Raw genomic sequence first — 20,890 nt, forward strand, 5'->3', positions numbered from 1 at the left:
CGCCGGCGGAGTTCAAAGTCTCTTTCCCAAGTAAATGCAGCCATCCTTGTCCCCTCCAACCCGAACCAACTCGTGGAAGCCGAGCTTCTCATAGAACCCCAAAGCCGGGGTATTGAGCGTGCTCACCCCCAGATGCGCGCCGGGTGAACCGCGCTCGCGGAGTCGGTTCATCACCTGCTCCATCATGCGTCGTCCGAAACCAAGCCCCCGCGCCCGTTGAAGCAGGTCGATGTGCAGGTGCGAGGGGAAAACCGCATATGGCTCCGGACAGAAATAGTCGGGATGGTGATAGCAGTAGTGAACTTGCTGAGCCCGTGTCCATCGACCGGGATCGCCTTGCGGCTCGGGGAAACGGGCGCACAGTTGCGGCCGCCATTCGGCCTCATAGCGCGCGTAAAATGAGCGAGAGTCGAAGGCCGCCAAAGCATAGCCGCAAATACCTTGCTCATCCTCGAGTATCAGGCTCAGCTCCGGCTCAAAAGCAAGGTAGGGGCCAACGAAGATTCTTCCCAATGCATCCGGATCGTCGCGGTAAAGCGGCTCACCATCCTTGCCGTTGTCTCCGGTCTTCAGGCAGACATAGTAGGCGCCGGCCTCGTCGCCGGGAAGGGCGGAACGAATCGTGAATCTGTTCATGCTGCCGATGTGCATACAGGATTGGAGTGCCTCGAGTCAATACCTACCGGCGGCGCGCAAGAGCCATCAGGGTTTTGAGTTACGAGGCGCCGCCATCGCGCCGCTATGCCGCCGCGAAAGGTGCCCCGGCGAGGGGAACCGGGGCATCCCGGGGTCTTCCCGGTTCCGGACGCGGAGGCAACCGCGCACGAAGCTCGTGGGATCCGCGCTCACGGAGCAATTTGCGGATAGCCGACCCTTGACCCGCGGCGCGGCCTGGCCGCGAGAGATCGCGAAGGGACCGCCGCGTGTCAAGGGCTGATCGCCGACCGCTCGCTCCAGCCAAACCCGACGTCGAGCGTGATAACCCAAGGCGGACCGCCTTTTTGCGGGCCGCAACCCAAGCGCACTGCCATCCAGAAACATGCGCGCAAGCCGCACCGATGTCCAGCTGAAAGGTTCTATCAGCCAGGTGCGAACTCTTTTCGGCGGCGTCCGGCTGGAAGAACGTATGAAAACGGCAAGGTTGGGTCGAAGTCACCGAAGACGGGGTTGCCAGCCTCGATTGCGCCCTCTTGGCAGATCTCGGTGGCCACGGGGACCTCGATACTTCTCCACCGACCAGCGCCGTCGGTTTTCACGTATATTCTTTCTACTCGACCGATCCCAGGCCGACCGTCAGGTCGAAGGGAACTCGGACGGTCTTCATATCCGTCCAATAGGTGACCTCAACGGTCGCGGTCTCGACCTGCCGGGCCAGCCTGTAACTCTTGTTGAGCTTGACCATGCCGGCGAGTCTCATGCTCGCCGAGCTCGAAGCGGAAGACTTGATGGGCGTGCCCTTGTCGTCAAGAAAGCGGACGCCTGCGAGGCTGTCACCCGCTTTGCCCATCTCGAATGTGACTTCGAGGGGCTCATCGCCCCATTGCGGCTTACCGGTCTGTTTGATGGTGATCTCAATGGGCCCGACGCTGAACGTGGTGCCTTTCTTCAAGGCCACGGCTTTCTCCACGGCCGTCTTCTTCTGCGTGCCGGTCTTGAAGGCAAGGCTCCCCTTTGCGCGCAACTCTCGGGCGCCCTTGCCGGGCAGGCGCTTGGCGGACAACTCGATGATGGCGGCCTTTCCGTCTTTGCTGACCTGTGGGAACGAACCGAAGCCCTCGTCGAATGATTCCTTTTTGTCCAGAAGGCTGTCGCCCTTGTCGTTCGTGAAGGCCGACAACACGCTTTCCTGTTCGTCAAAACCGATCAACTCGCCCGACGGTTGCCTGACGAGAATCGCGAGCGTCGTGCCCTGCGGCTGATTGAAGGGCTGCTGTTCCGATTCCTTGTCTTTGAAACCTGTTCCGACGACGCGGATACCACAGATGTGGATCGTGGGCTTTGCCGCCTCGTCGGCCGCCCGGACCGGCGTTATGCTGAGAATCGCAATGACCGACATGGTCCCCGCGACCATGATGCTCGCGCCCGTCACCAAGAGACCGCTTCTGATTCTCGAGGACATCGATGGACCTCCGTTCAAGGACGAAAGAAACGTTCAGGGAGTCGTCGGGGGATAGCATACCTGTTTCTTGCGTTGGGTTCCAAAATGGTCTTCTGCCGGCTGCGGGCCTCGGATAGCGAGGGTGGTTTTGCCTGGCTAATCGCTCGCATCACCCGGCGGGGCGATCACTGGGAGGGGAGTGGCGGGAGCCAAAGAGCGGTCTTCCCTGCGGCCGGGGAACGGCTATGATAGTCCCATGCGTTGGGTCGTTGATTTGTGCTATCTTCTGGCGGCGGCGGCGTTTGCGCCGATTGTAGCCTATCGACGTTGGCTGACGGGCAAGTATCGGCGCGACTGGGACCAGCGGCGGGGCCTGTTGCCGCAGTTACCGCCGGGTCGGCCTCGGGTGTGGATCCACGCCGTCTCGATGGGCGAGATGAACTCCATCCGCGGGCTGGTGGAGATGTGGCGGGCCCGTTGCCCTGAGCTCGATTTCGTCATCTCGGCGACCACCGACACCGGCATCGACCAGGCGCGCAAGCTGTTCAAAGACCTGATCGTCGTGCGGTACCCGCTGGATTTCAGTCGGTTCGTGCGGCGGGCTCTGGACCGCATCGCTCCGACGATGATCGTCCTGGTCGAAGCGGAAGTGTGGTACCAATTCATCAGCCAGGCCAAGGTGAGGAACATTCCTGTGGTGGTGATCAACGGCCGGTTGACCGAGCAGAAGAGCATGCGGCGGTTTCGTTGGATCATGCCGATCGCCCGCCGAATGTTCGGCTCGCTGACGTGGGTGGGGGCCTTGGCCGAGGAGCACGCGGATCGCTTCCGGCGGCTGGGCGTGCCGGCGGATCGGGTCACGGTGACCGGTTCGATGAAATGGGACACCGCCCAAGTGGCCGATTCGTTGCCCGGCAGGGATGAACTGGCCCGAGCCATGGGCATCGACCGCAACCGGCCGGTGTGGGTATGCGGCAGCACCGGCGACGGCGAAGAGGCGATCATCCTCAGGGCCTATGCTTTGTTGCGGCATCGACGGCCCCAGCTTCAGCTCATGATCGTGCCTCGCAAGCCGGAGCGATTCGACGAGGTCGCCGAGCTGATCCGGCAGTCGGGTTTCGCGTGTCTGCGGCGGAGTCGGTGTCCGGACGGGGACCGTCCAGCCGGAGAAGTGTGCGAGAAGGGTAGGGCACGGTCGGAGCCGCCGGAGGCGGCGGAGACCTGCCGTCCTGCGCTCGACCATGCGGCAGGTCTCGGTCGCCGCAGCGACCTCGACGCTGCCCTAGCACATGTGCCCGGCGGCTCGTCAGGTGAGGAATCACCGGCGGTTCGGCTTGGCGACACCATGGGCGAGCTTCGCAAGTTCTATGCCTTGGCGGACGTCGTTTTTGTGGGCCGGACGTTGGCGGACATGGGTGGCTCGGACATGATGGAGGTTGCCGGATTGGGCCGGCCGATCATTGTGGGTCCGCACACGGAGAATTTTGCCGAGGCCGTCGAGCGTCTTGACGCCGGCCGGGCAATTCGCATTCTTTCGGTGGATTCGTCGGCTCCTGACGCGGCGGAGCGGTTGGCCGAGGCGGTCAGCGACCTGCTCGACGACCCGGTTGCCGCGGGGGAGATGGCCCGCCGAGGCCAGGAAATCGTCAAACGTAACCGTGGTGCCACCGAGCGAACGGTGAACCACCTGATGGAGATCATGGAACGTGCCCAGCACGACGCTTCGTAAACAGATCATGGCCGGCGTTCGCAGCATCGTGGTCAAAGCGGGCACCAACCTGTTGACCTGCGAGAACGGCAAGCTCGACCAGACGGTTATCGCGTCGCTCACCGATCAGATTGCGACCCTGATCGAGCGTGGCGTGAAGGTCACGTTGGTCAGTAGTGGGGCGGTCGGGGCCGGCATGGGCAAGACCGGCGTGGCCAGGCGACCTCGTTCAATGCCGGTGCTCCAGGCGGTGGCCGCCATCGGCCAGCCTTCGCTGATGAGCATGTACGAGCGGGAGTTTGCCCGGCATGAGTTGCTGGTCGGTCAGGTGCTGGTGACGCGGAAGGATTTCGAGCAGCGGAACCGCTATGTGAACATCTCGAACACCATCTCCGCCCTGCAGCGGCTCAAGGCCGTACCGATCATCAACGAGAACGACACCGTGGCGATCGACGAGCTCGACCGCTTCGCCGACAACGACACGATCGCGGCGATGGTCACGAACCTGCTGCGTGCCGACCTGCTGGTCTTGCTGACGGTGGTTGACGGGTTACTGGATTCCGGAGGGCAACTGGTCGATCTTGTGCCGGCCGTAAACACCGAAGTGAAGTCGCTGGCCCGGGCCGAACGATCCCCGCTTGGCAGCGGTGGTATGTTCAGCAAGCTGGGGGCGGCTCGAATGGTCAGCGAGGCCGGCGAGTGCGTCGTGATCGCCAACGGTCGCGAGCCCGGCGCGTTGCTCAGGCTGCTCAACGGCGAGCGGGTGGGCACGATCTTTGCCCCGGCCGCACGCAAGTTGTCGGCTCGGCAGCGATGGATCGTGGGGGCGGCTCGGCCGACGGGCGTGATCGTCGTCGACGCGGGCGCCGCCAACGCGGTACACACGCAGGGCAAGAGCCTGCTGGCCCGTGGTGTTACCCGGATTGAAGGCAAATTTGACCGCGGCAGCATCGTGCAGATCGCCGGTCCCGATGGCCGCGTCCTCGCCCACGGCATTTCGAACTACAGCTCGACCGAACTTGCGATGATCAAAGGCCTGAAGTCTTGCGAGATAGCGGCCGCGTTAGGCTCAAAACCCTTCGATGAGGCGGTCCATCGCGACAATCTGGTGATCATCGCAGGACAGAGATGAACTGCGTGGTTGCCGCCGGGAGCAACGCCTCGGGTCGAGGCATTACCGTTGCGTGGCGGGACGTGCTAACATGGGGGCGCACGGGGGGACGGCCGGTTACGGGGGATATGATGTGGAGATCAGAACTCGATGGACAAGCAGCAAGCGACCGGTCCCGGTGAACTGGCGTATCAGCTTTCAGCTCTTTGGCAACGGCAAACGGAAACGTGGGAGATGCTGGCCGAGGGACTGGCGGCGCTGAGGCAGGCGCGGACGCGAACCTTTCACGTCAACGGCTGGCGGGTAACGGCGCAATGCAACCCGGCGCGGATCAAAAGCAGCGGGGCAAAGGTGGACGCGGAGTCGCTGGCCCAACGACCCTGTTTTCTGTGCACCGAGAATCGTCCGGTCGCTCAGGCTTCAGTGCCTTACCGCGACCGCTGGCTCATTCTCTGCAATCCTGCGCCGCTGTTTGAGCCGCACTACACGGTGGCATGGATCGATCACGAACCGCAGCGGGTTGGTCCCGCGATCGAGGGGCTGCTCAGTATGTCGAGGGATCTCGACGGCCGGTACACCGTTTTCTATAACGGTCCGGCCAGTGGTGCTTCGGCTCCTGACCATCTTCATCTTCAGGCGGCGCGGGCGGGGGCCCTGCCGTTTGAGACTCAACTGGCTACCCAGTTGGCGGCCGGTGATCCTGCCGACGGGCAACGCCGGCTGGAATGGGTTCGTGACGACCCTGTGCGGATCGCCGTCACGCGTCCCGGCAGTTTGCCGGTGATCGTGCTGATGGGCGACTCGAAAGATGCCATGGCCGCCTCGTTGCGCGAGGTGGTGATCGTCTTGGGAGAGGTGCGGCCGGTCGAGCCCGAGCCGATGCTTAACCTTTTCGCGACCTATACCGAGGAGCGTTGGGTTACCTGGCTTTTTCCACGAGGCGCGCATCGGCCGCGGTTTTACGGAACGGGCGAGGATGATTTTCTTATCAGTCCCGGCGCAGCCGACCTGGCAGGCATCGTCGTCTCACCTCGCCCGCGTGATTTCGAGCGGCTGACCGATGAAATCATGCAAACCATCTTTCGCGAGGCCCTTTTGCCCCCCGAAAGCTTCGCCGAGGTAAGAGATCTGCTTGCCCGAAAGGGCCGCAGGTAAGGCACGGCGTGCTTCCGTTCCCCGTTGAGCATTCGTGAGGACAGGCGGCCACGGATTACCGGGGCCGGCGGGCTCTCTCGTAAAGACGCTCGATCTCGACCCGGGCCTCGGTGGAGGAGGGGTCCATGGCAAGGGCCTGCTTGTAGGCTCGCAGTGCATTATCGGCGTCACCGGCGTCGCGATACAGATTGCCGAGGATAACGTACTGCGTCACTTTGTCACCCGGGATCCGCTGAGCTACGTGCTCGGCCATGTTGACCGCTTGTTCATACTTCCCGCGGCGTGCCAAGGCGTCTTTCTTTTCTTTGATTGCTTCGATGAAGCTGGGGATGCTCGTGGTGGCCTGATTGAAGTACATAATGGCCGTGTCGAGCTGCTTGTACGCTCCGGTCAGGTCACCCTCGGAGAACTTGCGATCGGCGCGATTCTTGTAGTGAAGGCCCATGTAGTAATTGCTGACGGCATCGTTAGGGGCCAGTTCGAGCGCTCGGCGGAAGGTCGCCATGGATTCAATCTGAAGTCCGGCCTGGTATTGTTTGATCCCAACGTTGCGGATATCCGTCACATCTGGCGTGCAACCAGTCATGACGGCGAGCAGCGACAGCCCGACCGCCACCGTCACCATGGATACGGGCGATGTGCATCGCATCATGAGTGATCACCTCCATGACCCGGGCAGGGTATCATCCGTGTCTGTCGGGGGATATTATCCTCCGCTTGGACGGGCATCAAGGATACATCGGCATATAATAGACGCATGGGTGAACCCGGAGCTGCCTTCGTTCTGTTGAGACATGACACTCGGGACGGGGTCCATTGGGATCTGATGCTGGATACGGGGTCCGTGTTGGCGACCTGGCAACTGGCGGCCGACCCGTCGGCCGCGGGACCGGGTCCGCAAGAGATTTCGGCCCGTCGCCTGCCGGACCACAGGTATGACTACTTGGACTATGAAGGTCCGATCAGCAGAAATCGGGGGTACGTGACCCGAAGCGATCGAGGGACCTATCGTATCCTGGAGGACAACTCTCGATCATATGTCGTCATCCTGAGCGGGGAGCGGCTTTCCGGGCGGTTCCGGCTGCAGGCTGACGGACCGAGCGGGGAGTCTTGGCGGTTCACAAGGCTGGATTAGCGGGGCAAAGGTCGCAGGCTGACCACGAGCACCCCCGGCTCGAAACGCAGGCCGGCGATCTCAAAGGGCAGCGCTAATTCTGATTCTTTCCAGACCCAGGTCGCGGGGAAGACGGCTCCGTCGGGAAGCGTGGGCAGGGAGGGTAGAGGCGGCCCGCCCAGTTGATAGCGGCTTTTCTTGCCGGGCGACCATGCCCGGCCGTCGATCAACCTCAACCGCTCGCGCACCCACGCGTCGGGAACGCCCAGAGAGCCGGCGTCCAGGCCGGCCAGCCTGACCCATATTCCGTCGGCTCGGAGGGCGATTTCGAGGCGGGCGGAGAGCACGGTTCGAATACTCCCGCTGCGGTACGTGGCAGCCAGGCGCAAGCTGTCTTTCTCGATCCGTACAAAGGGTTCGGACAAGGCGGAGGGCAGCCATTCTCTGGACAATTGCCATATGGCCTCGCGAATGGCCAGCCAGGAATTGATCTGGTCTTGAGTCACGGCAAACTCGAAAGGTTCTTCGCGCAACATAGCCTGTTGAAGGCTGTCGCGGCTGCCGGCCCAGTCGTTGCGGATTCGCTGATGGTTGGCCGGGGCGATGGCCGGGGGGCGGTACCACGAAGGGATGTGCTGGAACATCAGCCAGAGAGTAACGCCGGTAACCAAGATGAGCAGGCCGGCAGCGCAAAGGATACGCCGCACCCACTTCAATCTGCCTGGACGTCCAGCCATGCCGTAAACCCTTTCCGCACCTGAGCTAACGCAGACCGCCTGTTCGCGGCGTGCAGGCAAAGACTGCAATCGGGGAGCAGCGCGCTCGCAAGATGCGCGGATCTCCGGCCGCAAGGTTTTGATCAGCCTCCCGGCTGCGTGAGCATTTTCAGGCCGCGCAGGCGGGGTTGGCTTAAAGGGCGGCTTTCGCCTATAGTATCCGTTTCGGCACGACCGGGAAGAGCGCAAGAGGTTTGCGCCGCGTCGCCGACGTTCATGGGGACGTCCGAGGCAGGTCCACCAGGCCTGTCACGGCTGTGAGTTTTTGCCTCGCGGGATCTCCTGATGCACAGAAGGCTTCCGGAACATAGATGGTAGATTACAACCTGATCAACTCTCTGGATGTGAACGAGGATTCGTTCGAAAAGGAACTTGCTGAGATGATGGGCGGCCAGACCACGGATGAGGCGCTGGCCACGACCATTGACACCACCCTGGGCAACTTCCAGACCGGTGCGATTCTGAAGGGTCGCGTGGTCGGCTTGGTTGGGGGGGACGTTGTCGTCGACGTCGGTCTCAAGAGCGAGGGCGTGGTGCCGGCCTCCGAGTGGGACGATCCGTCCTCGATTGACGTTGGAGACGAAGTGGACGTCTGGCTCGAAACGGTCGAGTCGGACAGCGGCCTGGTGGTCATCAGCAAGCGCAAGGCCGACCGCCTGCTCAACTGGCAGCGTCTGGTCGAGACCGCCAAGGAAGGCGACGACGTTCGCGGCCGCGTGATGAGGAAAATCAAGGGCGGCCTATTGGTGGACATCGGCGTTCCGGTGTTCCTGCCGGCCTCGCAGGTGGATATTCGCCGGCCGAGCGATATCGGTGAGTTCATCGGCAAGGATATCGACGCCAAGATCCTCAAGATCGACACCGAGCGTCGCAACATTGTTATCAGCCGCCGCAAGTACATTGAAGAGAAGCGGCAGGCGGCCAAGGAAAAGGTCCTCGGCGAGATCCAGGTCGGCGAGGTCCGCAAGGGCATCGTCAAGAACCTGGCCGAGTTCGGGGCGTTCGTCGACCTGGGCGGGATCGACGGCCTGCTGCACATCACCGATATGAGCTGGGAGCGGATCAACCATCCCTCGGATATGCTCAAGATCGACCAGGAGATCGAGGTCAAGGTTCTGAACGTCGACAAAGACAAGGAGAAGATCGCCCTGGGGCTCAAGCAGTTGACCGAGAATCCCTGGGACAGCATCGAGCAGCGCTATCCGGTCAACTCGCGAATCAAGGGTGAAGTGGTCAATATCCTCAATTACGGCGCGTTCGTGAAGCTGGAACCCGGCGTGGAAGGACTGGTTCACATCTCGGAGATGAGCTGGACCCGCCGGATCAATCATCCTTCGGAGCTGATCAGCCTGGGCGACCAGATCGAGGTCGTGGTCCTGGACATCAACAAAGAAAAGCAGGAAATCAGTCTCGGCATGAAGCAGATCGAGACGAACCCGTGGGAGCGCGTGGCCGAGAAGTATCCGCCCAACACGATCATCGAAGGCAAGGTTCGCAACCTCACGAACTATGGGGCGTTTATCGAGATTGAAGAAGGCATCGACGGTCTGCTGCACGTTTCCGACATGAGCTGGACGAAGAAGATCAGTCACCCGTCCGAGGTGCTCAAGAAGGGCGACACCGTCAAGTGCGTCGTTCTTTCGGTGGACCAGGAGAAGATGCGCGTGGCCTTGGGGACGAAGCAACTCACCGAAGACCCGTGGTTGCACGCGATTCCCTCGACTTATCTTCCGGGGCAGATCGTCAAGGGCAAGGTCACCAAGATCACCAACTTCGGCGTGTTCGTCGAGCTGGAGCCGGAGCTGGAAGGCCTGTTGCACGTGAGCGAGCTGGCGGATCATAAGGTCGAGAACCCGCATGACGAGGTCAAGATCGGCAGCGAGATCGAGGTGAAGATTCTGCGGGTTGATCCTCAAGAGCGGAAGATCGGTCTGAGCAAGAAACGCGCGGAATGGGCGGCGGCCGACGACGGCACCCGCGATACGAGCAAACCGAAGCCTCGTCGCGGCGGCTTGCACGGTCCGGGCGCCGAATCAACAGATGTGATTCAGTACTCGCCCATCCGCCCGGCCGAGTCGAGCCCACAGAGTGCCGAGGGGGGCCAGACAACCGATGAACAGGTTGCCGGCGAGTGAGTGCTCGCATCGCCAGGAGCCCCGACCGAAGCCTCGCGAGCCCCGCCGCAGCGGGTTTGGACCTCGGCGAAGATCAGGGGCCGGTTAATCCGGGTCCGGTCGATTGCCGATGGGGACGGGCAGTGCCGGTCCGGCCCGAGTGTGACTTCATCCTTCCTCGGAGACAGCGGATGTCTCCGGTCGCGCAGGGACGGGCAGGGTCGCAGAGACCCGGACGATGAAGGGAGGGTAGCGCCATCGCGGTCGAAAGCGGATTGCAACACTATCTCAAGCAGATCGATGAGGCTCCCCTGCTGACGGCCAAGGAGGAGATCGAACTGGGTTCGATCATCCAGAAATCGATCAGGGCCGGCGAGTTGCTGCGGGAGGGTCGAATCTCGCTCCAGGAGAAGGAAAAACTGGAAGAGGAGGCCGCCCGGGCTCGGGACCGGATGGTCTTGTCCAACCTGCGCCTGGTGGTCAACATCGCCAAGAATTACCTCAATCGCGGGTTGTCGTTGTCGGACCTGATCGAGGAGGGGAACATCGGGCTGCTCAGGGCGGTCGAGGGCTACGATCCGACCATGGAGACCCGCTTCAGCACGTACGCTTCGTGGTGGATCAAGCAGGCCATCAAGCGAGCGTTGATCAACAGCTCCCAACCGGTGCACATTCCGGCCTACATGGTCGCGATGATCGCCGACTGGAAGAAGGCCTGGGCCGAGCTCGAGAACCAGCTTGGCCGGCATCCCTCTCTGCAAGAGATGGCCGAGCACATGAAGCTCTCGGAGCGCAAGCTGCGTATCATTCGCCGCGCGGTCAAGGCCTTCTCGGCACCGGTCCAGCCGGGAGGCGCCGAAGGCTCCTTCGGTCTGTCGGATATTCTCGCCGATTCTCGGACCCCCTCGCCCGAGGCGGCGGCGTTCAGCAACGCCGATGCCGAAGTCATCCAGCGGCTGCTCGAGAAGATCGACGAACGCGAGGCGACCATCCTGCGAATGCGCTACGGGATGGGCGAGCACCAGGCCCCGATGACGCTCAAGGATATCGGGGCGAAGATCGGCCTGACTCGCGAGCGCGTCCGCCAACTCGAACGCGAGGCCCTCAAGAAGTTGCGGGAAGCGTTCAATGAGATGTAGGCTGCTAGACTTTTAGACTGTTCGACTATTAGACTACTAGACCGCTCGGCCCGGAATCCTTCCGGGCCGGTTTTGTTTGCGGAATCTGTTCCGCACTCCATCCTGTCTTGACTCATCCTTCCGCCTTCAGCCTTGTCTTCTCGCAGGCTTGTGTGCCTCGCGGTATATTGTCGCCAGACAAGAAGCCGCTAGAGAGGAGTACACCGTGAGCGCCATCCGCGTCACCGTCTGGAACGAGTGCTGGCACGAATACAACACCGAGGTTGTTCCGAAGATCTACCCGGACGGCATCCATGGTGCGATTGCGGCCGGGCTGCGCGAAGAGAGCGGCCTGGAAGTGCGGACGGCCACACTGCGGGATCGGGAATGCGGGTTGACGGACGACGTTCTGGCGGTCACGGACGTACTCGTCTGGTGGGGGCACATGCGACATCACGAAGTGCCGGATGCCGTCGTCGAGAGAGTGCTGGGGCGGGTCTGGAACGGAATGGGGTTTGTCGCGCTGCACTCGGCACACTACTCCAAGCCTTTTCAGCGGCTGATGGGCACTCCGTGCGGGCTCAAGTGGCGGGTGGACAACAAGAAAGAGATCTTGTGGGTGGTCGATCCGACCCACCCGATCGCCGGCGGTATCGACGAGAAGATCGAACTACCCCAGACTGAGATGTACGGCGAGTGGTTTCAGATCCCCGCGCCCGACGAGTTGGTCTTCATCTCGTGGTTCGAGGGCGGCGAGGTGTTTCGCAGCGGTTGCTGCTGGAAGCGAGGCAAAGGCCGGGTCTTCTACTTCCGCCCCGGCCACGAGACCCTGCCGATTTACCACAACCCCGACGTCCGGCGGGTGCTCCGCAATGCCGTCCGCTGGGCGGCGGCCAAGTAGAATCCCCACTTGCATAAAAAACGCCGCAAAGGCGTTGAAAGACACGTGTGAATCAGGTGTTTCATGCGGGTTCGCCGATGCTTCCGAAGCTTACCGGCGGGGGGCTGAGCGACGACAAAGCATGCCCCATTCTCAATTCTACCGTCATCATTCATCTCTGGACCCGCCAACGAGGGTCGATGCTACCCTGATGTTGAAGTGATCAAGCTTTTTGGGTAACCTTTTTGCCCGCTGTTTTGCGGAAGCGGAGGTCATTTGCACCTGGAGAACAGTTGTGGACAAACCTGACAAAAAACCGAGTACACCGAATTTCAGCTCCGGTCCCACCTGCAAGCGTCCGGGTTGGAGCGTCCATGCTCTTACGGGGGCCCTGACGGGCCGCTCTCATCGCTCGAAGCCCGGCAAAGCCCGTATTCAACAGGCTCTTGAGCTGACCCGGGAGGTGGCGGCCATCCCGGCCGATTATCTGATCGGGATTATCCCAGGGAGCGACACGGGCGCGTTTGAATGCGCCATGTGGAGCCTGCTGGGGGCCAGGCCGGTCACAGCCATGGCCTGGGAGAGCTTCGGCGAGGGCTGGGTGACGGACATCAACAAGCAGCTCAAGCTGAACGCCAAGGTCATGAAGGCTCCTTACGGCGAGATTCCCAACCTCGCGGAGGTTGACTGGGATACCGATGTGGTCTTCACCTGGAACGGTACCACCAGCGGTGTGAAGATGCCTGATGACGCGGCCCCACCGGTCGATCGCAAGGGCCTGGCCCTATGTGACGCCACCAGCGCGGTCTTCGCGATGCCCGTACCTTGGGAGCGGCTGGATGCGATCACCTGGTCGTGGCAGAAATGCCTCGGCGGGGAGGCGGCCCACGGCATGCTCGTACTCTCTCCCCGAGCGGTCGAACGGCTGGAGTCCTATTCGCCCCCGTGGCCGATGCCCAAGATTTTCCGCCTCACCAAGGGCGGCAAACTGAGCGCCGGCATTTTCCAGGGCGACACGATCAACACTCCGTCGATGCTCTGTGTCGAGGACTACATTGACGGTCTCAACTTTGCCAGGAACCTCAGCTTCGGAGGTAGGACCGGCTTGCAGGCCTGCTTTGCCAAGAGCCAGGCCAATCTGGAGGCGGTCGCAGAATTCGTGGGCAGGCATGACTGGATTGACTTCCTGCCGGTCAAGCCCGAGATCCGAAGCTGTACCTCGATTTGCCTCAAGATCACGGCCGAGTGGTTCAGGAAGCTCAGTCCCGAGGATCAGGCCGCGTGGTGCAAGAAGGTGGTCTCGGCGCTCGACAGCGAAGGGGTCGCCAAGGATTTCGGTGCCTACCGGGATGCGCCTCCGGGCTTCCGCTTCTGGGGCGGCCCAACCGTTGAGCCGGCCGACATGGCCATCGCCCTCGAGTGGCTGGCCTGGGCCTACGACGCGAACAAGAAGTAGAGCAGTCCGTTGGTATGTTGGTATGTTGGTCTGTTGGTCTGTTAGTCTATTGGCCTGTTCGACCATTAGAACCTTACGGCCGGATATGTGTGCGGCTTGCGCATGTTTCTGGATCGCAGAACGTTTGGGTTGCGGCCCGCAAAAAGGCGGTCCGCCCTGGACTGTTCGGTTGTGCGAGTCGTTCTGATATGCATTGCCGGCCTTCGGGGAGTCGTTCCCCGGAGGCCGGTGTCCTTTTCTTTGTTGCTGCAGGTGGCCTCCGCCGTTCCAGGATGTGCGCATCGTGCTCCGCGGTTCTGTTCGTGCGCCGTTTGGACTAATGAGGTCGGTCCTGCAGATTGTCTAACAGACGGCGCGAACCGTGAATCACCGCCAGAATGATGACCAGGTCGCCGACGATTCGGTAGATGAGCCTGTATCCGTACACGATACGTTCGCGTACGTCCGGCCTGTTCCACTCGGGAACACAACGGCCCAGTTGCGGGAAGCCAGCCAATTCCCTTGCTTGAGCAAGCATCTTGGACACGACCACGGAGGCGTATGCGGGTGAGTCCGCAGCAACGTACTCGGCGATATCATCAAGATCGTCAAGGGCCGCTTTGAGCCAGACTACTTCGTGATCCACTTGTCGAGCCTCTTCTCGGCGTCAGCCTGGCTGACAACCTCGCCTTTCTCGGCCAGCTCGATTCGTCTTTGAATGGTCTCCATCACGTAGAGCTGGTACTGGACGTCCTCGATTGAACAGTCATCGGGCAGGCGATCCAGCAGTTCTCGGAGCTGTTCTTTCACGTTTGCCATGGAAGGGCCCCCGTCGTGGCGGTCATCGTTTTGCACGCCAACGCAACGCTCGTATCGTACAAATCTCTGCTGATCATCCTACCAATACGCCTCCTCCAAGACAATCATTTGCAGGGAGGCACGGCAGGCCGAGGTTTGGCGGGGCTTGCCGTTACCGTGGCCTCACGGGCAGTTGCCTTCGGCAGTCCGTCTTGTTTATCCTTGCCCTCATGGATGCCGGACGGTCGGAGAGCAAGCCTGGGATTGAGCAAAACGCCGAGGCGGAGCCGTCGCTGGTCCGTCGTATTCTTTTTCCTTCCTGGCGGCAACGTAAGCGTGCCCTTCGCCGCGAGGCGTGGCTGTTGGTGATCGGGTCGTACGCTGCCGTGGTCTTCGCGTTTCTTTGGCCGCAGGATTTCCGCGAGACCTCGCAGGCGTATGTGGCGGTCTCGCTGATCGCGTTCATGGTCCGGGTGTTCGAGTTTCATCTGGGCCTGTTGCTGGTGATTGTGGCCGTCGTCTCGCTGCACACCCGCCAGTGGCGGCTGTTTGCCGCGACGATTCCTTTGTTTCTGTGGACACTGGGGCCGGCGGTGTGGACGTATCGTCCCAAGACTCGGCCATCTCTGGTCGGCGAGGTGGTCACGGTCGCGAGCGTCAACCTCCTCATGGTCAACAGGAACAGCGCCCCGCTGGTCGAGGAAATCCGAGCTTCCGGCGCAGACATCGTGTTCCTGCAGGAGTACACGGACCACTGGCACGAAGTGCTGCGAGCATCGCTGGGGCAAGAATACCCTTACGAGTGTCATGTCTGTCGTGAGGACTCGTTTGGCGCGGCGATCTACTCCAGTCGGCCGTTCATCAGCGAGCCGGAACTGGACATGCCGCTGGGAGTATCCTCTCTGCCGCAGATTCGGGCAGTTGTCGAAATCTCCCATCGGCCGGTGGCCATCTACAACGTCCATCTGTTGCCGCCGATCGGGCTGGAGTACACGACCGAGACTCGACTGCAGTTCGCCGATCTGCTCGCCCATCTGGCGGGAGAGTCGCGACCATTCATTCTTGCGGGAGATTTCAACTTCACCGAGCGCACCCCGCAGGCGGCGGCTCTGCGGCGATTGGGGCTGATTGAAGCGTTCGATCAGGGGGGCTGGGGGCGAGGGTCGACTTGGCCGGTGAACTCAGTCTTTCGATATGTCCCGGGTCTGCGGCTTGACCACATCTACCTGGGCGGCGGCCTGGCGTGCTCGGATTGCCGCGTCGGCCAGGGCCGGGGGTCCGATCACCGCCCCGTGATCGCGAAGATCGGTTTCTCATGGTAGGGCGTGCTCCGAACGCGGCCGATTAGTCTGTGTTTCGAACACATACCTGCGGCTTTCACGTCTGGACTTGCACTTCTGCGTGTGATATCTGTCTCACACGGAACGGAGGTCATGATGATCGACCGCGACACACGAGATAGAATGGCAGTGGTCGTCGAGGACTACCTGGGCGAGAAGATCTCGGCTTTCGCATTCGACGATCAGCTCACCGAGTTATCTGCCAAGACCAAAGACGAGACTGTGAAACGAATCGCACATGAGCTCTGGTTTCACTATGACGACTGCAAAGACCACAAGGTTGTTCTCTCCGGAGCGCAGTGGGATTACTTTCAACGCCTGGTGCTGATCCTGAAATCAGATGCGTCTGTTCGCGTTGAACGGCGACGTACGTGGTCGTGGAGACAGTTGGTAGCCGCGATGCTGTTGGTCTGTTTCGCCGCCGTCTTGGCTTCGCTTGGATGGGGTCTGCATCTCCTGGTCGTCTCGGTTCCGTTTGGACTCGCCTCGATGGTGCTCTCGCGGTGTGGCAGGACGATGCCCGTCGATCAGACGAATCATCTGATCAGGCTGGTTCCGTTCGCTTCTCTCAATCAGATCCTTGCGGTTCGCCGGAAAACGACGGGCTTCAAGAAGTCTCCATACCCACCGGCTCTGATCGACAGGAGAATCCGCAGCCCGTTTATGGATCGGGTTCTCGCCTGGCAGTGGCGGGTCATGTGGTTGCTTTTCTCGCCGATCGCGCTTCTTGGCCAGTGCTTTCCTGATACCGAACAACGCATCGAGGTTGCGGTTGACTAACGCATGGGTTGCTTGCGGGTACGCCTGCGGGAACCACCCTGCCAAAGGCGTGATGAAGATGCAATCGGTCGCAGGACGCCGGGCTGGGCACCTTGGCACCTGACTGGTATGCTGTCGGGCTTGAGCGTGCGGGAGGTAGCAATCATGTTTCAATTGCTCGTGGTCGTTGCGACGATTCTGGGAGCATGTGCGGTGACGGACGGCGATCAATACCTTTATGAGAAGATGACTCCGGAACAGTTGAAGCAGGCCGTGGTCGAGTGTCCGGTCGCGTATCTGCCGACGGGGATTCCCGAGTGGCACGGCGAGCAGAATGCCTGTGGGCTGGATGCACTCAAGGCCGAGACGCTCGGTCAGATGGCCGCGAAGATGCTCGGTGGAATCTGTTTTCCGACGGTGTGGACAGGTCCGGGCGGCTCGACGCCGTTTGACCCGCGACTTTATCCGCGAGGGACGGTGACCATCGATGAGAAGCTCTACCAGAGGCAGATGGAGGAGCTGCTCAACCATCTCGAGAGTCTGGGTTTCAAAGTCGCGGTGCATTTGTCGGGGCACTATCCGGGCGTGGTTCCCAAGCTGGCCGAGAAGTTCAATCAACGAGGCAGGATGAAGGTCATCTCGGCCAGCGAGAATCAGGTGGTCCGAGGCATGCCCGCCGGTGATCACGCGGCGGCGTGGGAAACGTCACTGCTCATGGTACTGAGGCCGGGACTGGTAGACCTCACTCGCCTGCCGCCGCTGCCGGAGGGCGTCAAACCGGCCGGGGAGAAGGTGGCGGAGCCTTACCAGTTCATACCGACAAAGGAGTATTACGGCGTTTACGGCGCCGATCCGCGCGTCTGGGCCAACAAGACTTACGGACGTAGGGGAACGGAGGCCATCCTGGAAGGTCTTGCTCGTGAGGTGGCTGAGGCCCTGGGAGATAGCTCTTACGGGCAGAAGCGGACGGGAATCGAGTGGCCCGGCGATTCAGGGGAGGGGAGTGGGGTTCGATACTGCCATCAGTTGCCGTATCAGTGGTGTGAGCGCTTCGACAAAGCTCCCATCGTCTACTGGCCGCTTGTTGCCGCGGCCGAGTCACCTCAGTCAAGGCAGTCGATCATGCGGGGGGCGGAACAACTGGCCGTAGAGAGGGGCGGAATGGTCTTTCCGGCGTTCTCGTACGCACCATCGACGGACAAAGGATGCGTGGCGGTATCGGCCGAGTCGTTCCGGCAGATCGTGACGGAGGTCGTGGAGACCCTGACCGGCATGGGTTTTCGCATCGTTGTCCTGATGCCCGGTCGCGACGTCGAGCCGGGTTCACGGGAGGCCTTGAGGGCTGTGAAGCTGCCTGAGGAGCAGGGCAGGGTGTTGGTCGGAGATCCCGGCAGCGGGGCGGCACCTCGGGGGCTTGCCGAAGCGATCATCGCAACGATACCACGGCAGCCGAGCAACGTGCGGCTTGGCGGCCCATGGACGATCGATGGTGAGTTGCAGGTTGGTGCTCTTGCCGAGCAGGTATCGGCTTCTCCCGGGGGTGAACGGATTTACGAGACCACGTTTGAGTTGTCTGCCGATCAGGCGCGAATGTCCGCAATGCTGGATTTAGGCCAAGTCGTCAATCTCTGTGAAGTGGTGGTCAACGATTCCTCGCCGCAGGTCGATCACTGGCCGCCGTACAGGCTCCTCGTGACAGGCCGATTGAAGCCGGGGGTCAACAGCCTCAAGATCGTTGCGCGCAACAAGCCACAGCCTACGCTGGACAAGTTCTTCCACACGCCAGGTCCGCCGGTCTTGGCCGGGCCGGTGATTTTGCGGTTGTGGAGATGACGCCGTCACTTTCCCTACGATACTTGCTGCCAGGCCGTATCCTGCGAATCTGGCGCACTCGGCGCAAGGATTGGGCAATGTCGCAGAGAACATTGGAGGTTCTGAACAATGGTGATGCGGTTGATCGGCCCGTATTGTTCTGAGCCGACTGCGGTCGGGGCGATGCTGTGACCGGGTGGTTAAGGCCGCAGGTCAGCGCTGGAGGCGGCTCGCCTTTGTTCAATCCATCAGGTGGTCAGCCGCAGACTGATTCCGGCGCTTTTGTTGAGCACTGTTCTTGTCCGATAAGTCGTCAGGAGGTTGCAGTTAGCGTTTTTCCAGTCCTAGCGGAACGGTCTTATTAGACATAAAATCTTTTTTGACAATAGGTTACTGCGATGCCTCATGCTTTCGGGGTCCGATGGACCGGCTTGGAGCGGGCAAAGCCTTCCCCGAAGACCGCGTGGAGGGAGCGGGTTGCTTGTTTGACAGAAGCTGCGGAAGCCGTATACTTGTCGGACTCCGGCACCTAGTGCATACCAGAGACGGTATGCCCGCGGTTTGTCCGGGTTGTGGGTCTGCCTGGCGTGGGCTGCGACGCGTGACGAACCGAGAGACGCCCGCTGCTGTAGCTCAGTGGTAGAGCGCGTCCTTGGTAAGGACGAGGTCATGGGTTCAACCCCCATCAGCAGCTTTATGCCAGACGGAGGGCGGCACGGGATGGGACGCCTCCCGGCGGATGCGTGAGGGCTTGGCGGGCAAAGTGATGCATTCTCTTTGTTCCGCATGCATCCGCGGATCGGTGACGGTAATAGACGTTGGGAAGTATTTTTGGGGCAAAGACAGGAACGGCCTGTCGGATCGTTGCCTGGTTGCCGGTTCATTCGACGCGATAGGCGCCGGATACGATTGCAGAACTGAAGGAGTTGATTCATGGCCAAAGGCGTTTTCTCACGCACGAAACCGCACGTGAACGTTGGGACCATCGGGCACGTCGACCACGGCAAGACGACCTTGACGGCGGCGATGACGGCCGTGCAGGCAAAGAAGGGACTGGCAACCTTCAAGAGCTACGACGAAGTTGCCAAGGCGTCCGAAAAGGAAGGCCGTCGAGACGCCAGCAAGATCTTGACCATCGCCACTTCGCACGTCGAATACGAGACCGAGAAGCGACACTACGCCCACGTGGACTGCCCGGGACACGCCGACTACGTCAAGAACATGATCACGGGCGCGGCCCAGATGGACGGGGCCATTCTGGTGGTGTCGGCGGCTGACGGACCAATGCCCCAGACCCGCGAGCACATTCTGTTGGCCCGCCAGGTGAACGTGCCGGCCGTGGTGGTCTTCCTGAACAAGGTCGATCTGGTTGACGACGCCGAGTTGCTCGAGCTGGTGGAGCTGGAAGTCCGCGAGTTGCTGAGCAAGTATGATTTCCCGGGTGATGAGACGCCGATTATCAAAGGCTCGGCCAGCGAGGCCCTGTTCAACCCGGATAATCCCGAGAAGACCAAGTGCATCCAGGAGCTGCTGGACGCGATTGACTCGTTCATTCCGGAGCCCGTCCGTGACGTTGACCAGCCGTTCCAGATGCCCGTTGAGGACGTGTTCAGCATCAAGGGGCGCGGCACGGTCGGCACCGGCCGTATCGAGCGCGGCAAGGTCAAGGTCGGCGACCAGGTCGAGATCGTCGGTCTCGGCGAGACCCGGAAGACGACCGTCACCGGCGTGGAGATGTTCAACAAGACGCTGGAGTACGGGCAAGCAGGGGACAACGTCGGCTTGTTGCTGCGTGGTGTTGAAAAGGATGAGCTTGAGCGAGGCCACGTGCTGGCCGCCCCTGGCACCATCACGCCGCATACCAAGTTCGAGGCTCAGGTGTACGTCCTGACGAAGGAAGAAGGCGGCCGCCACTCGCCGTTCTTCAGCGGCTACCGTCCGCAGTTCTACTTCCGGACGACGGACGTGACCGGCGGTCTGACGCTGCTGGGCGGGGCTGAAATGTGCATGCCCGGCGACAACGTTCTTCTGAAGGTCGAGTTGGGCAAGCCGATCGCCATGGAAGAAGGTCTGCGGTTTGCCGTTCGCGAGGGTGGTCGAACCGTCGGATCGGGCGTGGTGACCAAGATTCTCGAATAGCACCGATGTTTCGCCGCCTGGGGCGTTCCGGGGGCAAGCGGTGTGATGGATCGACAGTTGTTGGGCGGAGGCCGGTGGCAACCGGCCTTCGCCGTTGTCTCTGGGATGAGGCGCTATGGCGAAGGCAGTAAAGCGAGAGTATGTCTGGCTTCAGTGTTCAGAGTGCGGTGACCTGAACTACCGCACGTCGGTAAACGTGCAGGGGGGCACTCCCAAGCTGGAGCTGAAGAAGTACTGCCCGCGGAGCCGTAAGCGGACGGTGCACAAGGTGAAACGGAAGTAACGGCGTGGGCAGCCGGTTGTCTTCGCGGCTGCCCGAGCCGTGCCGGGAAATGGGGACCGCTGACGTTTCGGGACCTTTCGGCCGGTCTGCCAAGGAGTGTAGCTCAATTGGCTAGAGCACCGGTTTCCAAAACCGGCGGTTGGGGGTTCGAGTCCCTCCACTCCTGTGCGTCAAGGGTCGGGTGATCGGGTGGTTGCGACTCGGGGCGCGGGGCGAGAACGAAGCAGGATGGCGAGTGGATCGACTAACT

At 61.4% G+C, this 20,890-nt stretch carries 19 protein-coding genes and 2 tRNA genes; 15 read left to right on the top strand and 6 right to left on the bottom strand.

Annotated features, from left to right (window positions below):
* Nucleotides 1–12: 12 nt before the first annotated feature.
* Complete coding sequence (locus tag PLL20_08260; GenBank protein HPD29972.1) at nt 13–636, bottom strand: GNAT family N-acetyltransferase; 624 nt, start codon at nt 634–636, stop codon at nt 13–15.
* 631 nt (nt 637–1,267) lie between these two features.
* Entirely contained in the window at nt 1,268–2,119 is an 852-nt protein-coding gene (locus tag PLL20_08265) for a hypothetical protein (GenBank protein HPD29973.1), read from the bottom strand.
* Nucleotides 2,120–2,354: 235 nt separating this feature from the next.
* Between PLL20_08265 and PLL20_08270 the strand changes: the two genes are divergently transcribed.
* The 3 genes from PLL20_08270 (at nt 2,355) to PLL20_08280 (ending at nt 6,072) form a co-directional block, all read left to right on the top strand.
* A complete protein-coding gene (locus tag PLL20_08270; GenBank protein ID HPD29974.1) occupies nt 2,355–3,827 on the top strand; it encodes a 3-deoxy-D-manno-octulosonic acid transferase in 1,473 nt (490 codons plus the stop codon).
* The gene (gene proB, locus PLL20_08275; protein HPD29975.1) at nt 3,805–4,938 is read left to right on the top strand and encodes a glutamate 5-kinase; all 1,134 of its coding nucleotides are present in this window, start codon (nt 3,805–3,807) and stop codon (nt 4,936–4,938) included. Before PLL20_08270 ends, proB begins: the two co-directional genes overlap by 23 nt.
* A 129-nt stretch (nt 4,939–5,067) precedes the next feature.
* On the top strand, nt 5,068–6,072 hold the full coding sequence (locus tag PLL20_08280; protein ID HPD29976.1) for a DUF4922 domain-containing protein: 1,005 nt from the start codon (nt 5,068–5,070) through the stop codon (nt 6,070–6,072).
* 55 nt (nt 6,073–6,127) lie between these two features.
* Here PLL20_08280 and PLL20_08285 read toward each other — a convergent pair whose 3' ends face one another.
* Entirely contained in the window at nt 6,128–6,724 is a 597-nt protein-coding gene (locus tag PLL20_08285) for a tetratricopeptide repeat protein (GenBank protein HPD29977.1), read from the bottom strand.
* 105 nt (nt 6,725–6,829) lie between these two features.
* On the opposite strand from PLL20_08285, the gene PLL20_08290 reads away from it, so the two are divergent.
* Nucleotides 6,830–7,207 carry a DNA polymerase ligase N-terminal domain-containing protein gene (locus tag PLL20_08290; GenBank protein HPD29978.1) on the top strand — a complete coding sequence of 126 codons (378 nt, stop codon included), beginning with the start codon at nt 6,830–6,832 and terminating at the stop codon, nt 7,205–7,207.
* Here the strand turns inward: PLL20_08290 and PLL20_08295 are convergent.
* A complete protein-coding gene (locus tag PLL20_08295; GenBank protein ID HPD29979.1) occupies nt 7,204–7,923 on the bottom strand; it encodes a hypothetical protein in 720 nt (239 codons plus the stop codon). The genes PLL20_08290 and PLL20_08295 overlap by 4 nt on opposite strands.
* A gap of 350 nt (nt 7,924–8,273) precedes the next feature.
* Here PLL20_08295 and PLL20_08300 point away from each other — a divergent pair, with 350 nt between their 5' ends.
* The 4 genes from PLL20_08300 (at nt 8,274) to PLL20_08315 (ending at nt 13,530) form a co-directional block, all read left to right on the top strand.
* Nucleotides 8,274–10,097 (top strand): 30S ribosomal protein S1, encoded by a 1,824-nt coding sequence (locus tag PLL20_08300; protein ID HPD29980.1) that lies wholly within the window; start codon nt 8,274–8,276, stop codon nt 10,095–10,097.
* 254 nt (nt 10,098–10,351) lie between these two features.
* Nucleotides 10,352–11,215 (top strand): sigma-70 family RNA polymerase sigma factor, encoded by an 864-nt coding sequence (locus PLL20_08305; GenBank protein ID HPD29981.1) that lies wholly within the window; start codon nt 10,352–10,354, stop codon nt 11,213–11,215.
* A 205-nt stretch (nt 11,216–11,420) separates the two neighbouring features.
* A complete protein-coding gene (locus PLL20_08310) occupies nt 11,421–12,095 on the top strand; it encodes a ThuA domain-containing protein (GenBank protein ID HPD29982.1) in 675 nt (224 codons plus the stop codon).
* 274 nt (nt 12,096–12,369) lie between these two features.
* Entirely contained in the window at nt 12,370–13,530 is a 1,161-nt protein-coding gene (locus PLL20_08315; GenBank protein HPD29983.1) for a phosphoserine transaminase, read from the top strand.
* Between the two features lie 316 nt (nt 13,531–13,846).
* Here PLL20_08315 and PLL20_08320 read toward each other — a convergent pair whose 3' ends face one another.
* A complete protein-coding gene (locus PLL20_08320; GenBank protein HPD29984.1) occupies nt 13,847–14,155 on the bottom strand; it encodes a type II toxin-antitoxin system RelE/ParE family toxin in 309 nt (102 codons plus the stop codon).
* Nucleotides 14,140–14,328, bottom strand: coding sequence for a hypothetical protein (locus tag PLL20_08325; protein HPD29985.1), 189 nt, complete (start codon nt 14,326–14,328; stop codon nt 14,140–14,142). The genes PLL20_08320 and PLL20_08325 overlap by 16 nt, the downstream gene beginning before the upstream one ends.
* Before the next feature lie 191 nt (nt 14,329–14,519).
* Between PLL20_08325 and PLL20_08330 the strand changes: the two genes are divergently transcribed.
* The 7 genes from PLL20_08330 to PLL20_08360 all read left to right on the top strand — a co-directional run bounded on the left by PLL20_08330 (nt 14,520) and on the right by PLL20_08360 (nt 20,806).
* A complete protein-coding gene (locus PLL20_08330) occupies nt 14,520–15,629 on the top strand; it encodes an endonuclease/exonuclease/phosphatase family protein (protein ID HPD29986.1) in 1,110 nt (369 codons plus the stop codon).
* A 141-nt stretch (nt 15,630–15,770) separates the two neighbouring features.
* Complete coding sequence (locus tag PLL20_08335; protein HPD29987.1) at nt 15,771–16,427, top strand: hypothetical protein; 657 nt, start codon at nt 15,771–15,773, stop codon at nt 16,425–16,427.
* A gap of 144 nt (nt 16,428–16,571) precedes the next feature.
* The gene (locus PLL20_08340; GenBank protein ID HPD29988.1) at nt 16,572–18,239 is read left to right on the top strand and encodes a creatininase family protein; all 1,668 of its coding nucleotides are present in this window, start codon (nt 16,572–16,574) and stop codon (nt 18,237–18,239) included.
* Between the two features lie 601 nt (nt 18,240–18,840).
* A tRNA-Thr gene (locus PLL20_08345) sits at nt 18,841–18,912 on the top strand.
* A gap of 239 nt (nt 18,913–19,151) precedes the next feature.
* Nucleotides 19,152–20,357: an elongation factor Tu gene (tuf, locus tag PLL20_08350; GenBank protein ID HPD29989.1), complete on the top strand. Its 1,206-nt coding sequence runs from the start codon at nt 19,152–19,154 to the stop codon at nt 20,355–20,357.
* 115 nt (nt 20,358–20,472) lie between these two features.
* A complete protein-coding gene (gene rpmG / locus PLL20_08355) occupies nt 20,473–20,640 on the top strand; it encodes a 50S ribosomal protein L33 (protein ID HPD29990.1) in 168 nt (55 codons plus the stop codon).
* 92 nt (nt 20,641–20,732) lie between these two features.
* Nucleotides 20,733–20,806: transfer RNA gene (locus PLL20_08360), tRNA-Trp, on the top strand.
* Nucleotides 20,807–20,890: the final 84 nt, after the last annotated feature.

Source organism: Phycisphaerae bacterium (genome assembly GCA_035384605.1).
In the GTDB taxonomy this organism is placed as follows: Bacteria; Planctomycetota; Phycisphaerae; order UBA1845; family PWPN01; genus JAUCQB01.

Bases quoted from the DNA above. Each gene is read 5' to 3' on its own strand.
- PLL20_08325 (HPD29985.1), bottom strand. From the start codon at position 14,328: ATGGCAAACGTGAAAGAACAGCTCCGAGAACTGCTGGATCGCCTGCCC.
- PLL20_08280 (HPD29976.1), top strand. From the start codon at position 5,068: ATGGACAAGCAGCAAGCGACCGGTCCCGGTGAACTGGCGTATCAGCTT.
- PLL20_08285 (HPD29977.1), bottom strand. From the start codon at position 6,724: ATGATGCGATGCACATCGCCCGTATCCATGGTGACGGTGGCGGTCGGG.
- PLL20_08335 (HPD29987.1), top strand. From the start codon at position 15,771: ATGGCAGTGGTCGTCGAGGACTACCTGGGCGAGAAGATCTCGGCTTTC.
- PLL20_08260 (HPD29972.1), bottom strand. From the start codon at position 636: ATGAACAGATTCACGATTCGTTCCGCCCTTCCCGGCGACGAGGCCGGC.
- rpmG (HPD29990.1), top strand. From the start codon at position 20,473: ATGGCGAAGGCAGTAAAGCGAGAGTATGTCTGGCTTCAGTGTTCAGAG.
- tuf (HPD29989.1), top strand. From the start codon at position 19,152: ATGGCCAAAGGCGTTTTCTCACGCACGAAACCGCACGTGAACGTTGGG.
- PLL20_08340 (HPD29988.1), top strand. From the start codon at position 16,572: ATGTTTCAATTGCTCGTGGTCGTTGCGACGATTCTGGGAGCATGTGCG.
- PLL20_08270 (HPD29974.1), top strand. From the start codon at position 2,355: ATGCGTTGGGTCGTTGATTTGTGCTATCTTCTGGCGGCGGCGGCGTTT.
- PLL20_08290 (HPD29978.1), top strand. From the start codon at position 6,830: ATGGGTGAACCCGGAGCTGCCTTCGTTCTGTTGAGACATGACACTCGG.
- PLL20_08295 (HPD29979.1), bottom strand. From the start codon at position 7,923: ATGGCTGGACGTCCAGGCAGATTGAAGTGGGTGCGGCGTATCCTTTGC.
- PLL20_08300 (HPD29980.1), top strand. From the start codon at position 8,274: ATGGTAGATTACAACCTGATCAACTCTCTGGATGTGAACGAGGATTCG.
- PLL20_08265 (HPD29973.1), bottom strand. From the start codon at position 2,119: ATGTCCTCGAGAATCAGAAGCGGTCTCTTGGTGACGGGCGCGAGCATC.